Below are 13,485 nucleotides of genomic sequence, written 5' to 3'. Positions count from 1 at the left end.
GGGCGGTCACCGCGGGAGTCACTGGAGCGCCCCCAGCACGACCGCGCTGTTGAAGCCACCGGTTCCCCGGGCCACCACCAGCGCCGTGCGCAGCCGCTCCGGCCGGTGCCAGCGGGTGACCAGGCGCAGCCCGTACCGCTCCCGGCAGCTCCGCTCGTCCCCGCCGCGGGTGGGCGGTACCAGGCCCGTGCGCAGGGAGAGCGCGGCGGTGGCGGCGTCCAGCGCGCCGGCGCCGGAGACGAGCCGGCCGACCGCCGCCTTGGGTACGGTCACCGGCAGCGCGGCCAGCCGGTCGCCGAAGACCAGGCGCAGGGCGGCGGCCTCGGCGGCGTCGCCTTCCAGGTCGCCCGCGCCGTCGGCGAAGACCACGTCCACGTCCTGCGGCTCACGGCCGGCCTGCTCCAGGGCGGTGGTCATCGCCCGCGCCAGCTGCTCGCCGTCGGGGGCGGGCAGGGTGTGGTGGTACGCGTCGTGCGTAGCGGCGTGCCCCAGCAGCTCGGCATAGGCGAGCCGGCCGCGTTCCGCGGCGTACGCCTTCTCCTCCAGCACCATCAGCGCGCCGCCCTCGCCGGGCACGAAACCGGAGGCGTCCGGGCTGAACGGCAGATAGGCGCGCTCGGGGTCGGCGCCCCGGTGCACGGTCGGCAGGGTCGCCTGGCAGGCCAGCGCGTACGGGGACAGCGGCGCCTCGGTACCGCCGACGAGCACCGCCTTGCTGCCGCGGCGCAGCAGCCGCCACGCCTGCTTGAGCGCGTCGAGCCCGCCCGCCCCGTCCGAGGCGACGACCCCGCAGCCGCCGGTGAACCCGTGCCGGATGGAGATCTGCCCGGTGCTGGCCGCGTAGAAGGACGCCGCCGGCTGACGGGTGCCCGTCCTGCCGGCCCGCCCGGCCAGCAGGTGGTGCAGTTCGCGCTGCCTGTACTCGTTGCCGCCCGAGCCGCCAGCGGTGACCACCGACAGATGGAACGGGGGGTGGTCGGCCGGCTTGAGGGCGGCGTCGGTCAGGGCCATCTCCGCGGCGGCCAGCGCGAACCAGGTCCACCGGTCGGTCTGCGCCCGCAGCCGGTCGCCGATCCACTCCCCCGCGTCGAAGCCGGTGATCTCGCCGGCCACCGCGACCGGGGAACGGCCGGCGTCCGGCCGGCCCAGTGAGCGCAGGCCGTTGCGCCCGGCGAGGGCGGCCCGCCAGTACGGGCCGGTGCCGATGCCGGTGGGGGCGATCACGCCGACGCCGCTGAGGACCGCGCGGGTGGTCATGCCGCCTCGTCCCGCGCGCGCCGTTCTCCCGGTGCTCCGGGCTCTCTCCGGTCCGCCCCTTCCGCTCCCTCTGCCGGTTCCCCCCGTTCCCCCTGTTCCCCGCGTTCCCCTCGTTCCCCCTGTTCCGCCCGCTCCGCGCCGCGCGCGCCCGTGGCGCGCCGGTCCTCGTCCGAGTCCGCGTCCAGGGCGGAGAAGACCATCGCCGACTGGAAGCCGCCGAAGCCGCTGCCGACCGAGAGTGCGTGCCGCACCCGCTGTTCGCGGGCGAAGACGGGGGTGTAGTCCAGGTCGCAGAGCGGGTCGGGGTGGACCAGGTTCGCCGTCGGCGGGATCTTGCCGCGGCTGATGGCCAGGGCACAGGCGGCCGTCTCCAGGGCGCCGATCGCGCCGAGGGAGTGGCCGATGACCGACTTGATGGAGCTGATCGCCACCTTCCGCGCGTGGTCGCCGAGGGCCCGCTTGTAGGCGGCGGTCTCGTGGCGGTCGTTCTGCGCGGTGCCGGAGCCGTGGGCGCTGATGTAGTCCAGTTCCTCGGGGGAGATACCGGCCTCGGACATGGCGGTGATGATGGCCTCGCTCAGCTCGTAGCCGTCGGGACGCAGCCCGGTCATGTGGTAGGCGTTGGCCCGGTTGTCGTAGCCCCGCACCTCGCAGTAGACGGCGGCGCCGCGGGCGACGGCACGCTCCAACTCCTCCAGGACGAGCACGGCGCCGCCCTCGCCGAGGACGAAACCGCTGCGGCGCGCGTCGAAGGCGGTGGATGCCCGCTCGGGGTCGCCGTCGAAGTCGGTCGTGGCGCGGACCGCGTCGAAGCAGGCCACCGTGACCGGCGAGATGGGCGCGTCGCCGGCGCCCGCGAGCACCACGTCGGCCTCGCCGTCGCGCAGCGTCTGGAACGCGTGGCCGATCGCGTCGATGCCCGAGGTGCAGCCGGTGGAGACCACGACGGAGGGGCCGTGCAGCCCGTACCGCAGGGACAGTTCGGCCGCCGCGGAGGAGGGGTGCATCGCCCGGTGGAGGAAGGGCACGCCGTACTCGGCGTGCACCTCCCAGTCGCGGCCGCCGTCGCTGGCGACGGCGTACTCTTCCTCCAGGGTGGCGGTCGCGCCCGCGGCGGTGCCGAGGCAGACCCCGATCCGGTCGGTGTCCTCGTGCTCCGGCGTGATCCCGCTGTCGGCGAGCGCCTCCGCGGCGGCCACCAGGGCGAACTGCGCGTAGCGGGCGTTGCGGCGCACCTCCTGCGGGGTGAGCCCGGCCGCCACCGGGTCGAAGTCGGCTTCGGCGGCGATCTGCGAACGGTAGCCGGAGGCGTCGAAGCGGCTGATCCGGCGGACCGCCGGCTGCCCCCCGACGATCCGCTGCCAGAACGCCTCCCGCCCGGCGCCGCCGGGTGCGACGGCGCCGACGCCGGTGACCACGACGCGGCGCGCGGCCGGGCGTCCGGTCACCGGTCGACCAGTTCGCGGCCCGGCGCCGACGGACCGCCCGCCTCGGTGGCAGCCTGCGCCACCGCGGCCGCGTCCTCCCGGCTCTCGGTGTTCACATGGCCGAGGTCGGGGCGGGGCGCCAGCGGGCTCAGGAAGAACACCGCGCGTCCCACCGTGCCGGAGGTGTTCACCACGCGGTGCCGCACCTCGCGCGGGATGAGCAGCGCCTCGTTGGCCGCGACGCTGCGCGGCACGCCGTCGAGGTCGACCCGCAACTCGCCCTCCACGACGACCAGGTACTCCTGCGAGTAGGGGTGGTAGTGCTCGGCCACCGCCTCGCCGGGGCCGACCGTCACCATGCCGCAGAAGCCGTCCGTCGTCCCGACGGAACCGGTCGCGAGCAGGGTGCGGATGTCCCCGCCGCGGCGGGTGTCTGCCGGTACGTCCAAGGTGCCGACCGGCCGGGTGCGGCGGGCCTCCAGGCGCTCCTTGATGAGCTGCATCTGCACCTTGGAGTTGCCGTTGATGCGCTGCCGCATGCCCTCGTCGTCGACGGGCGCGTCCGCCTTCATCCGGAAGTCCTGCACCCAGCGCAACCGAGTGCTCTCCGGGCCCAGTTCCTCGTACTGCCAGAAGATGTTCATGAACTCGAACGGGCCGGTCTCCACCCGCCGCGCCCGCACGGTGCGCGTCACCGGGTCCGCGGTGCGCTCCGAGACCCACGACCAGACGCGGCCCTTCTCGTCCGGGTGCATCGTGAGCCGGAAGCGCACGGTGTCGCCGTCCTGCGCGATGACATCGGCCGACGCGTACTCGCTGAAGAGCGAGGGCCAGGCGGCGACGTCGTTTGTGCGCAGCCAGACGTACTGCAGCGGCGCGTCGATGACGATCTCGTTCTCCGTGTGCGCGCTCATCGTGGGGATTCCTCCAGAAGGACGGCGAATGATCACACAAACGGTCCCCCCAGTGACGGAACGTGTCACGCGCTCCCGGCCCGGTCCACCCGTACGGCCGTCAGCCGCGCCGCGCCAGGCGTTCGCCCAGTACCGCGGCCCGCGACGCCTGCACGGCGCCCGCCTGGGATGCGGCGAAGCGCAGCAGGCCGGGAGGGGTGCGCAGACGCAGCACGTCGGTGACGACGCTGCCCGAGGCGTCGGCCGCGATGGCGAAGCGGTAGTCCATGCGGACCCGGCCGGGGCTGCGTACCTCGCCGCTGACCGCGGCGGCGTCCGGCAGGCCCGCCGGGTCGGCGCTGAGCGTGACCTCGATGGCGTTGTCGTGGCGCAGGCCGAGGAAGCGAAAGCGCTCGACGGCGGTGTAGCGCACCGTGCCGTCGTCGGCGCGGCGCACGTCGCGGACGGCGACCACCAGCGGTGACAGGCCGATGTAATGCTCCGGCTCCGCCAGGTGGTCGTAAACCTCCCGCGGCGGCGCGGCGATCCGGAAGACATGCGTCAGTTCGGTGGACGGCACCTTCAACCCCCTTGGACGCGCGGCGCGTCGGCACGCGCGATCCTCTCAGAAGGGGGTCGTTTCAGGCCCGGTGGTGCGGTGCCTGGCTGCCGTCGACATGCGTGCCGGGGACGAGGGGCGGCGGTCCGCCGGGGCCCGTGTCCAGGGGCGGGCCCTCGCGGGTGGCCGCGTGACGGGTGTGCTCCTCGTGGCGCTCGGGGTGGCGGTGCGGCCAGAGCGACGCTTTCCTGTGCTTTCCGGTCATATCGGTCCGATACCCGGAACGCGCCGGGCTACGCGGTGGCCGGGGCGAGCGCGACCGCGGCCTCGGCGGTGTGCACCAGGAAGGCCAGCGTCTCCTGGAAGTACAGCCGTACGCTCGTGTCGTCGTGCGACAGGTAGCCGATGGAGACGTCCGAGCCGATGCGCAGCTCGAAGTCGCCGCCGCGCGTCGAGAGCAGGAAGGCCCCGTCGATCGCGGGGGCCCAGACGATCTCGCCGTCCAGGACGCGGGCCAGATGGGTCTGGACGGGATAACCGTAGTGGGACGTCTCGTTGACGGCGGTGTACGCCTCCGCGCTGAGTGCGAGCGTGTAAGGGCCGCCGACACCGGCGAGGCGGAGCGCGGAGACGGCCTGGCTGACGGCGTTGGGGTAGTCGCGCACGTCGACCGGCAAGGTGAGCGGCGGGTTCGACGCGCTCGCGCGGATACCGTCGATACCGGCGGCCGCGTAGCCCTCGAAGATCGCCCGGTCCTCGGTGAAGGCCAGCCGCCGGGCGGCGTCCTTGACCGGCTGCCAGTCGGCGTCCTTGGCGCCGCGCTCCACGTCGTCCACCTGACGGCGGTTCACCGTGAAGGGCACGCGCAGCTCGACGACCGGCTGCGAGCGGCGCGTGTGCGCGAGGACGTCCGGCGCGGGCGGTTCCACATCGTCCAGGTGACCGGTCGTCACCGCTGCCAGTTCGGGGCCCGCCGCCTCGGGGACGTCCACGATCCGGCGGCCCGCGACATGGCGCTCGAAGGTGCGCCGCGCCTCGTCCTCCAGGTCCGCCCAGGCCGCGTCGGAGATCGGGGCGAGCTCTCGGTGCAGGTTGTTCATGGCGTGACGGTCTTCCTGAGGTCCCCGATCCCCAGCGACTGCGGGGCCGGTACGGCCGCGGGCACCGCGGTGCCCGCCGGTGCGGGCGGGCCGGGCAGGTCGTCGAGGAAGGCGGCGGGCGGGGCGAAGAAGAGGGTGCCGGTCACGGCGGTGGAGAAGTCCAGGATGCGGTCGTGGGACGCCTCGTCGTCGCCGAGGAACATCCTGCGCAGCATCGTCTCGGTGACCTCCGGGGTCCGCGCGTAGCCGATGAAGTACGTCCCGAACTCGCCGCTCCCGACGGCCCCGAAGGGCATGTTGTCGCGGAGGATCTGCCGCTCGGTGCCGTCCGGGTCGACGACCGTGGTGCGGGCGACGTGGGAGTCGGCGGGCTTGGCGTCGTCGTCCATCTCGATGTTGCCCATCTTGCTCCGGCCGATGACCAGCTCCTGCTGCTCGACCGTGAGGGCGTTCCAGGCGTCCATGTCGTGCAGGTACTTCTGCACGACCACATAGCTGCCGCCGGCGAAGCCGGGCTCCTCGTCGCCGATCAGGACGGCCGCGGTCGCCTCCACGCCGACCGGGTTCTCGGTGCCGTCGACGAAGCCGAGCAGATCACGGACGTCGAGGTAGGTGAAGCCGTGCACCTCGTCGCGGACCGTCACGGAGCCGCGCAGGCGCTCCATGATCTGCACTGCCAGCCCGAAGCACAGGTCCTGCCGGGTCGCCCGGATGTGGAAGAGCAGGTCACCGGGGGTGGCGGGGGCGCGGTGGAGAGGCCCGGTCAGCTCCTCGAAGGGGTGCAGGCCGGCCGGCCGAGGCCCGTCGAAGAGGCGGCCCCAGACCTGTGAACCGATGCCCGCCACGACACTGAGCCTGCCGCCCGGCGAGCCGAAGCCGATCGAGCGCCGGAGGCCCGAGAGGTCCTCCAGCAGATCGCGGACGGTGTCCTCACCCCCGTCGTCGACGGTGGCGACAAGAAAGATGGCGGAGGTCGTCAGAGGGCTGAGCACCGGCTGCGACAGCGCCTCCGGGGAGGGTTCCGCCATCACCACGCTCCTTCGGTCCGGCCCGGTCCGGTTCGGTCCGCTCCGGACCCGTACCCCTGATCGGCCACGCACCAGTCTGCTCCCACCGCTTGCACGGTGCATCCTGACCGGGAAGGGGCACGACATCGGCGAAGGGCGGCGGACATGAGCGGTGGAGCGGCCGCCGGGACGGGACGTCTGCTCCCCGCACTGCTGCTCCTTCTCACCGTACTGAGCGGGCTGATCGACGCGGTGAGCATCATCGGCCTGGGCCATGTGTTCGTGGCCAACATGACCGGCAACCTCGTCTTCGTCAGCCTCGGCATGGCCGGCGTCTCCGGCTTCTCCGTCGTCACCTCCGTGGTGGCCCTGGGCGGATTCGTCGCCGGCATCCTGTTCTGCCGGGCGACGGTGGGCCGGCTGCACCCGCCGACGGCGCTGGTGCGGGCCGGGGCGGGCTGCGAGACCGTACTGCTCGGCACGGCGGCGGCACTGTCGGCGGCGGGCGCGCCGCACGACGCCCTGGTCGCGATCTGCGCGGTCGCGCTGGGCATGCAGAACGCGATGGCGGGGCGGCTGGGCATCAGCGGTCTGACGACGAGCGTGATGACCCGCACCCTGGTCTCCCTGGTCAGCGACACAGGCGCCCCGCGGCATCCCCGGACACTGGCCGCGCGCCAGGCGCTGAGCGTCGTCGCGCTGATCGCCGGGGCCGCGATCGGCGCCCTCGTCGTGCTCCACGTGAGCGCGGCCGCAGCGATCGCGGCGGCGGCGGGCTGCGCGCTGGTGGTCGCCGGGGCGGCCGCGGTCGCCGAGTCCTGACGCCGGGCCCCGGCGTCCCCCCGCACGGCGGGACGCCCATGGACGCAATGGACGCAGGCGCGGTGCACACCTCCAACGCGCGTTCGCGCAAGGGCCGTACCCAGAACTGACCGCTCCTCAGTCGTCGACTCCACGACGAACTGACGCGTTCCGGAACAAGCGACCCGGATCACATGCGGCGTAACTCTCTCCTCCACCTTGCCGGTCCGAAGAATTCATCCGGCCTCCGCAGGCTCTCTTCCTGCACGTCTCCTACCAGCGCGGACCGGCGCTCAGAGCAAGGGGCGAAAACATGGGCCACGGCCACCACCACGGACACGACCACAGCCACGGACACCACCACGAGCACGGCGACGCCACGCAGTCGCTGCCGCCCGCGCTGGACATGTCCGTACCCGACCAAGAACTGACGCCGAACCAGCTGTCCCGCCGCGGGATGCTGCGGCGCACCGGCCTGCTCGGCGCGGGCCTGGCCGCGAGCAGCGTGCTCGCCGGCGCGGCCGCGGGCGCGACGCCCGCCTTCGCGGACGAGAAGACGGGCCGCAGCGGCACCTGGAACGGCGACTTCCTGTGGCTGGCCGGTGACCACCACATCCACACCCAGTACAGCTCCGACGGGAAGTACCGCGTCGTCGACCACGTCCGGCACGCCAACGGCAACGGCCTGGACTGGATGGTCATCACCGACCACGGCAGCGAGCAGCACGCCAAGATCGGTGTGGAGAAGGTCAACCCCGACATCGTCGCCGCCCGTGACGCGATCGAGGACACCCTGGTCTTCCAGGGCCTGGAGTGGAACATCCCGGCGGCCGAGCACGGCACCGTCTTCGTGCACCCCGGCGCGAACGAGGTCGCGGTGCTGAAGGAGTTCGAGAACTCCTTCGACGGCGCGGTCAAGGGCGCCACGGACAACACCCCGGCCAACGAGGCGCTGGCCATCGCGGGCCTGGACTTCCTCGCCGACGCCGTCGACCAGCGCAGGGTCCGCGACGCGCTGTTCCTGGCCAACCACCCGGCCCGCAAGGGCCTGGACTCCCCGCACGAGATCCGCGCCTGGCGCGACGCCCAGCCGTCCATCGCGGTCGGCATGGAGGGTGCCCCCGGCCACCAGGCCACCGGCATCCGCGCCCCGCAGGGCCCCGGCTCCGGCCGCGGTGGCTACGACAACAGCCCGAGCGCCCAGTCCTGGCTCGGCTACCCCCTGGAGAGCTACCGCACCTGGGGCGGCTTCGACTGGATGACCGCCACGGTCGGCGGTCTGTGGGACAGCCTGCTCGCCGAGGGCAAGCCGTGGTGGATCACCGCCAACTCCGACTCGCACAACGTGTACGCGGACAACGCGGTGCGCGGCCCGGGCAGCGACTTCAACGCCAACGGCAAGTACAACGACCCGGTCTACGGCGGCGCGCTCAGCCTCACCGACGGCGACTTCTGGCCCGGCCAGTACAGCCGCACCCACGTCGGCGCCGTCAGCTTCTCCTACCGCGCGGTGATGGACGGCATCCGCGACGGCCGCGTCTGGGTCGACCACGGCGGTCTGATCAGCGGTCTCAACGCCCGTCTGAAGGCCGGCGGCGACGAGCAGACCCTCGGCGGCATGCTGCGCATCCGCCGCGGCGACAAGGTCGACCTGATCCTCGAGATCGACCTGGCGAACGGCCCCAACTGGGCGCAGTTCGTGCCCGCCCTCGCCCGCGTCGACGTCATCCAGGGCGACGTCACCGGCCGCGCCTCGGACAAGGACACGCTCGCCGCGCCCAACACCAAGGTCGTGACGTCCTTCGAGGTCAACCAGTCCATGGGCTCGGTGCGTCTGCGCCACTCGCTCGGCCGCGTCGACCGCCCGCTGTACGTCCGCCTGCGCGGTACGGACGGCAACCGCAGCGCCGTCGGCCTGAACGGTGCCGCGGTGGACGCGCACGGTCCGGCGATCGACGTCGTGGGCGACGCCGACCCGTGGCGTGACCTGTGGTTCTACAGCAACCCGATCTGGGTGCTGCCCGCGTGACACACCGCACGGTCCTCGGCGTCGACACCGGAACCGCCGGCCTGCGGGAGGCCGATCACCTGATCCAGCATCTGGTGGACCGGCTCGGCCTTCCCGCGGGCACGGTCGCCTGCACCCACCTCATCCGCGCCGGCACCCCGCACACGGCGGTGTCGTTCACCCTGCCGGACGAGGCGGGGGACCATGCCGCCGAGGCGGCCTGGCGAGCCCTGACCGCGCCGGACACGGCGGAAGAGGACCCGGCGGGACCGAGGCCGTGGGGCGTGCATCTGGCCGGCCGCACCCACGGCCCGGCCCCGCTCGCCGCCGCGGCCACCCAGGCCACGGAGGAGGCCGCCGCCCGTACCGGCGGCCGCGCCGTGGTCTACCCCGGTGTGGAACACCTCACCGGGGTGGTCACGGTGGCCGACGTGCTCGCGCACACCCCCATCACCGGGCTCACGGTCCTCGGCTCCCCGGCGGACGAGCGGCCCGCGCCCGGTGTGGAGGTCCTCACCAGGGACCACGTCCGACCGGAGTGGCGGGCCGGCCGGCTCGTCCTGCCGCTGGTCCCTGCGGTCGGCGGGCGCCTCGCCCCCTTCGAGGTGCCCAACCCGACGCCCTGCTGCGCCGACCACTGAGTACGTGTGCCCCGTCCCGCCCCCGGCCGGGACGGGGCACACGTCAGGCGAAGACCCCCGGGTGGGCCCCGACGAGCTCACGGACGCCGGACGCCGGCCGGCCGATGAGCTGCTCCAGGTCTCCGGTCACCCGGTCGTAGCGGTTCTCCGCGTGCAGCCGTGCCATGACGGACAGATGCTGCAGGACGTGCTCCGGCAGCCCGAGTGCGCCCAGATCCTTCTGCACCCACTCCTCGTAGGGGACGTCGACGTACCTGACGGGCCGTCCCAGCACCTCGGAGAACTCCGCCGCGATCGCGTTCATGTCGCGGGAGGCCGCCCCCGTCAGCTCGCGGACCTGCCCGATGTGCGGCGCCGGGTCCGCCAGGATCGCCGCGACCGCCTCCCCGACATCGCGCCCCAGGACGGGCGAGGTACGGCCGGAGCCGAAGGGCAGGCGGATGGTGCCGTCCCGGGTGATCGAGCCGAAACCGGCCGCCAGGAGAAGCGGGTTCTCCATGAAGGCGGTCGGCCGGACCTGCGTGACGGGAACTCCGGACCAGTCCATGACCTGCTCCACCAGCCACTGCTGCCGGTGCTGGCGGGAGTCGGAACCGCCGGTGAGATCCATCTGGGAGACCGTCATCTGCGACATGTTGACCAGCACGTCGAGCCTGCCGTAGTCGCGGGCGACGGCGGCCGCGACCAGCGCGGCCTGGAGATACTGCTCCGACACGCTCATCCCGAAGTACATCCGCGTGCAGTCGCGCACCGCCTCGGCCACATCCGCGGTGCTGGTCAGGTCCCCGACGAACACCTCGGCGCCGATGGCCCGCAGCGCCTCGGCACGGTCGTCCTCGCGGCGGACGAACGCGCGCACGGGGAACCCGCGGTCCCGCAGGACCTCGACCGCGGTGCGGCCGACGCCCCCCACGTTCCCCGCGGCGCCGGTCACGAGAATCCTCGGCTCTCCGGGCATCGCCTGCTCCTCTTCGGTGGGTGTTCCCTGGGTCCCCTGGATGTTCCCCGGGTGTGCGGAACCCACAGGATCGCAGTCGCACCCCGCGACGACCGGCAACGGCGTACGCGGGAGTGTCCCGGTCCGGCGGGGTCCCACAGACGAGGTCCCGCACATTAGTGCGAATCGCCGATTGGCAGCGGGCCCCTCGACGCGGTCTCCTGTACGCATGGCCCAGAACCCGATCATCCGTTTCACCACCGAACTGATGCGCCTCACCGACGACCTCGACCAGGCGACCGCCGCCGAGTTCGTGCAGCGCGTCTACGCCACCGGCCGCGAGGACGGCGCGGCCGAGGCCGCTGACAAGGCGTCGAGAACGGAGTGAACCGCCGGTGGCCGCCCGCCGTTGCGCGCCGCGGCCACCGGCGGTTCCACGTCCGGCCGTCGACCGGCACGCCAGTCGCCCCATCCGTTCACATACGCAAACCCACGCCACGTACATGTACTTCGCGATGAACGCCCGTGCAACCCTTGCCTCGCCTCCGCGTGATCCGTCCCCCCACGGTCTCCGTCCCCTACGGCGACTCCTACCTCCTGGGGGCATCCTCCGCGTCCTGCGCCCTGACGACATCGGCCACGCGATCGAGCTCTCGCCGGTGCGACGGCCGCCGGGGACGCCCCGGCGCCCCCGCCCCAGCACGAATGCGCCGACTCGGCCCGGGCAGGCCCCGGTCCCGCCACAATGCCGGGCATGCGAATTCACCTCACGGCCGCCGTCCTCACCGGCGCCGCCCTCCTGCTCGCGCTCACCGCGTGCACCTCCGGCGGCGGCGACAGCGGCACGCCGGCGGACAGCCCCGCACCCACCGCCGTCCCGACGTCCTCCCCCACGGCCGCCGGCTCCCCCGTGCCCGACATCGCCGACCTGCTGCCGGACGAGCCCACCGGCACCAAGCGCACGGCCCTGCTGGCCGCGTTGAAGGCGATCGACCCGGCGTTCACCAAGGACGCGGGCAAGGCGATCGCCAACGCGCGCAACCAGTGCTCGACCATCAGCGGCGGCGGCGACGCGGTGTCCACGGCCCAGTCCCGCTTCGGCACCGCCGACCACCAGGTCACCGAGGCGCAGGCCGAGGCCGTCAACGAGGCGCTGCGCACAACGCTCTGCACGTCCTGACCCACGCACGGCCCGCGCACCGGCCCGGTCGGCGGCTTCCCCTGCTCACCCGGGGAGCCGCCCGCCGCAACACCCGCCGCACGCACCCCGGTCAGCGGTCGCCGGCCTCCCAGTCCTCCGAAGTGCCGGCGGGCAGTTCCTTGTCGCGGCCCAGGGCCTTGCGCCACACGGTCCGGGACGCGAAGCCGAGCCCGACCAGCCAGGCAAGCGAGAAGGGCAGCGCCCAGACGGTCTGGATCGACAGTCCCCTGCTCAGGGTGACGACGATGCCCGTGATGGTCGACAGTGCCATGACACTGAGCACGGTGGCGGCAAGGGTCCAGGGAACGGATTTCATGCTGCGCACCCTAGCCAGCCCGCCGGCGGCGTCGATCACGAGGATGCGGCTCGTCAACACCCCAGCGTCCGGCTCTACTTCTGCCGGGCCCGCCAGGCGCGCCGGTCGACGAGGGGCAGAGCGCCCTCCCGGCCCAGGGCTCTTCGCCAGGCGGCACGCGCGCCGAAACCGAGCGCGACCGCCAGGGCGATCGTGATGGGCACGGACGGCATGACGGCAGTGCCTCACCCCAGCCCCGGCGACAGCGCCCGGGCCGCGAAGGGGGCGGGGACGAAGCGGGCCCCCGCCACGCCGTTGTGGTGGGGGCCGACTCGGGCCGCGGACTTCGCTGAGGGGGAGGCGCGAAGCCCGCCGCAACCGAGCCTGCCCGAAGGCCGGGACACCCGCACGCAGGGCGCCACCAGGCGGGTGGGAGCAGCTTCCGCGCCTGGCGGCCACGGCAGTCGGGGTGGCAGCTCGGGTGGTGAGAGCAGAAGGCCGGTCCTGTGGCGGGGCCGGCCTTCGCCGCGAGTGACCGGCCTCAGGCCGCGGACGGCTGGTCCTCAACGCGGGTGGACCGCTTGCCCAGGTTTCGCCAGCCGATGGCGCCCAGCACCGGGAACATGATCAAGACGATCAGCCAGCCCACCTTCGGCAGGAATCGCATGTGCGCTTCGGGGGTCCTGATGCAGTCGACCAGGGCGTAGACATACAGCGCCGCGATGATCAGGTAAATCACTGTGACCAGCAGTGACGACATGGGATACCTCGTATGCAACGGCGCTTGCCCGCCTGTGTGCGGCACGGCCTGGCCTCACTGCCCGACATGGTAGCTGGCTTGCGAAAGAGCGGACAGGACCCTCTGGCATGCCCGACGGCGGTCACGTCCAGGCGGCTGGTCCGTCGTCGCGCCAGTCGATGAGCTCGGGGTCGGTGACGTCGACGGTGTCAGGGTCGAGGCCGGCGCGCCGGAGGAACTCCAGGAGGTCCCTCGCATTGAAGGCCACGCCGAGGATCTCTTCCTCCACGCGTACCTGCCGGCCGCCGCCGGGCGAGACCGGCATGACGATCACGCGGTGATCCATTTGCCCAGGATGACCCGCGTCGGATGGAGGCGCATCCTGGTGCCGCGGAGCCTGCCGTCACCAAGATCGGTTGCGCGCTAGTGTTGGATGCAGGAAGGCTTCGCCCCACCCCCCCTGGGCGAAGCCTTCCGTCATGCAGGCATGACGAAGCCCCCGCCGCGTGGCACCTGGCGGGGGCTCGTTGCCGTCCGCCCCCCGTGACGGTCTGCGTCGGAGGCGGGGGGGCACTCTCGGCAGCGCTTGCGCTTGTCGCAGATCTTCCGGTCGGCGCAGT

General features: G+C 73.1%; 17 protein-coding genes. 5 read left to right on the top strand and 12 right to left on the bottom strand.

The annotated features are described in order from the left end of the window. Positions 1 to 18: 18 nt before the first annotated feature. The 7 genes from RV983_RS24745 to RV983_RS24715 all read right to left on the bottom strand — a co-directional run bounded on the left by RV983_RS24745 (position 19) and on the right by RV983_RS24715 (position 6,264). Positions 19 to 1,257 (bottom strand): beta-ketoacyl synthase N-terminal-like domain-containing protein, encoded by a 1,239-nt coding sequence (locus RV983_RS24745; protein WP_475987921.1) that lies wholly within the window; start codon positions 1,255 to 1,257, stop codon positions 19 to 21. After that, a complete protein-coding gene (locus tag RV983_RS24740; RefSeq protein ID WP_475987920.1) occupies positions 1,254 to 2,705 on the bottom strand; it encodes a beta-ketoacyl-[acyl-carrier-protein] synthase family protein in 1,452 nt (483 codons plus the stop codon). The genes RV983_RS24745 and RV983_RS24740 overlap by 4 nt, the downstream gene beginning before the upstream one ends. Continuing rightward, positions 2,702 to 3,598, bottom strand: a complete 897-nt coding sequence (locus tag RV983_RS24735) for a cupin domain-containing protein (protein WP_475987919.1) — start codon at positions 3,596 to 3,598, stop codon at positions 2,702 to 2,704. The genes RV983_RS24740 and RV983_RS24735 overlap by 4 nt, the downstream gene beginning before the upstream one ends. Before the next feature lie 100 nt (positions 3,599 to 3,698). After that, positions 3,699 to 4,157 (bottom strand): SRPBCC family protein, encoded by a 459-nt coding sequence (locus RV983_RS24730; protein WP_475987918.1) that lies wholly within the window; start codon positions 4,155 to 4,157, stop codon positions 3,699 to 3,701. Between the two features lie 61 nt (positions 4,158 to 4,218). Next, positions 4,219 to 4,401 carry a hypothetical protein gene (locus RV983_RS24725; RefSeq protein WP_475987917.1) on the bottom strand — a complete coding sequence of 61 codons (183 nt, stop codon included), beginning with the start codon at positions 4,399 to 4,401 and terminating at the stop codon, positions 4,219 to 4,221. 28 nt (positions 4,402 to 4,429) lie between these two features. Further along, positions 4,430 to 5,236 (bottom strand): family 1 encapsulin nanocompartment shell protein, encoded by an 807-nt coding sequence (locus RV983_RS24720; protein WP_475987916.1) that lies wholly within the window; start codon positions 5,234 to 5,236, stop codon positions 4,430 to 4,432. After that, the gene (locus RV983_RS24715; protein ID WP_475987915.1) at positions 5,233 to 6,264 is read right to left on the bottom strand and encodes a Dyp-type peroxidase; all 1,032 of its coding nucleotides are present in this window, start codon (positions 6,262 to 6,264) and stop codon (positions 5,233 to 5,235) included. Before RV983_RS24715 ends, RV983_RS24720 begins: the two co-directional genes overlap by 4 nt. A gap of 144 nt (positions 6,265 to 6,408) precedes the next feature. On the opposite strand from RV983_RS24715, the gene RV983_RS24710 reads away from it, so the two are divergent. The 3 genes from RV983_RS24710 (at position 6,409) to RV983_RS24700 (ending at position 9,693) form a co-directional block, all read left to right on the top strand. After that, positions 6,409 to 7,065 (top strand): YoaK family protein, encoded by a 657-nt coding sequence (locus tag RV983_RS24710; RefSeq protein WP_475987914.1) that lies wholly within the window; start codon positions 6,409 to 6,411, stop codon positions 7,063 to 7,065. A gap of 292 nt (positions 7,066 to 7,357) precedes the next feature. Continuing rightward, on the top strand, positions 7,358 to 9,073 hold the full coding sequence (locus tag RV983_RS24705; protein ID WP_475987913.1) for a PHP domain-containing protein: 1,716 nt from the start codon (positions 7,358 to 7,360) through the stop codon (positions 9,071 to 9,073). Further along, positions 9,070 to 9,693, top strand: coding sequence for a hypothetical protein (locus RV983_RS24700; protein WP_475987912.1), 624 nt, complete (start codon positions 9,070 to 9,072; stop codon positions 9,691 to 9,693). The genes RV983_RS24705 and RV983_RS24700 overlap by 4 nt, the downstream gene beginning before the upstream one ends. Positions 9,694 to 9,736: 43 nt before the next feature. On the opposite strand, the gene RV983_RS24695 is transcribed toward RV983_RS24700, so the two are convergent. After that, positions 9,737 to 10,651 carry an NmrA family NAD(P)-binding protein gene (locus RV983_RS24695; RefSeq protein WP_475987911.1) on the bottom strand — a complete coding sequence of 305 codons (915 nt, stop codon included), beginning with the start codon at positions 10,649 to 10,651 and terminating at the stop codon, positions 9,737 to 9,739. Between the two features lie 208 nt (positions 10,652 to 10,859). On the opposite strand from RV983_RS24695, the gene RV983_RS24690 reads away from it, so the two are divergent. Then, positions 10,860 to 11,018: a hypothetical protein gene (locus RV983_RS24690; protein WP_475987910.1), complete on the top strand. Its 159-nt coding sequence runs from the start codon at positions 10,860 to 10,862 to the stop codon at positions 11,016 to 11,018. Between the two features lie 366 nt (positions 11,019 to 11,384). Next, positions 11,385 to 11,810 (top strand): hypothetical protein, encoded by a 426-nt coding sequence (locus RV983_RS24685; RefSeq protein ID WP_475987909.1) that lies wholly within the window; start codon positions 11,385 to 11,387, stop codon positions 11,808 to 11,810. Between the two features lie 91 nt (positions 11,811 to 11,901). Here the strand turns inward: RV983_RS24685 and RV983_RS24680 are convergent, their stop codons facing one another. The 4 genes from RV983_RS24680 to RV983_RS24665 form a co-directional block, all read right to left on the bottom strand. Continuing rightward, on the bottom strand, positions 11,902 to 12,147 hold the full coding sequence (locus RV983_RS24680; RefSeq protein WP_475987908.1) for a hypothetical protein: 246 nt from the start codon (positions 12,145 to 12,147) through the stop codon (positions 11,902 to 11,904). 74 nt (positions 12,148 to 12,221) lie between these two features. Further along, positions 12,222 to 12,350: a hypothetical protein gene (locus RV983_RS24675; RefSeq protein WP_475987907.1), complete on the bottom strand. Its 129-nt coding sequence runs from the start codon at positions 12,348 to 12,350 to the stop codon at positions 12,222 to 12,224. Between the two features lie 317 nt (positions 12,351 to 12,667). Continuing rightward, a complete protein-coding gene (locus RV983_RS24670; RefSeq protein WP_475987906.1) occupies positions 12,668 to 12,886 on the bottom strand; it encodes a PLDc N-terminal domain-containing protein in 219 nt (72 codons plus the stop codon). 121 nt (positions 12,887 to 13,007) lie between these two features. After that, positions 13,008 to 13,211, bottom strand: coding sequence for a hypothetical protein (locus RV983_RS24665; protein WP_475987905.1), 204 nt, complete (start codon positions 13,209 to 13,211; stop codon positions 13,008 to 13,010). Positions 13,212 to 13,485: the final 274 nt, after the last annotated feature.

This window comes from Streptomyces sp. RLA123, from assembly GCF_056270165.1.
Note: the sequence above shows the minus strand (reverse complement) of the source record. Positions and strands in the feature narration are given on the sequence as shown.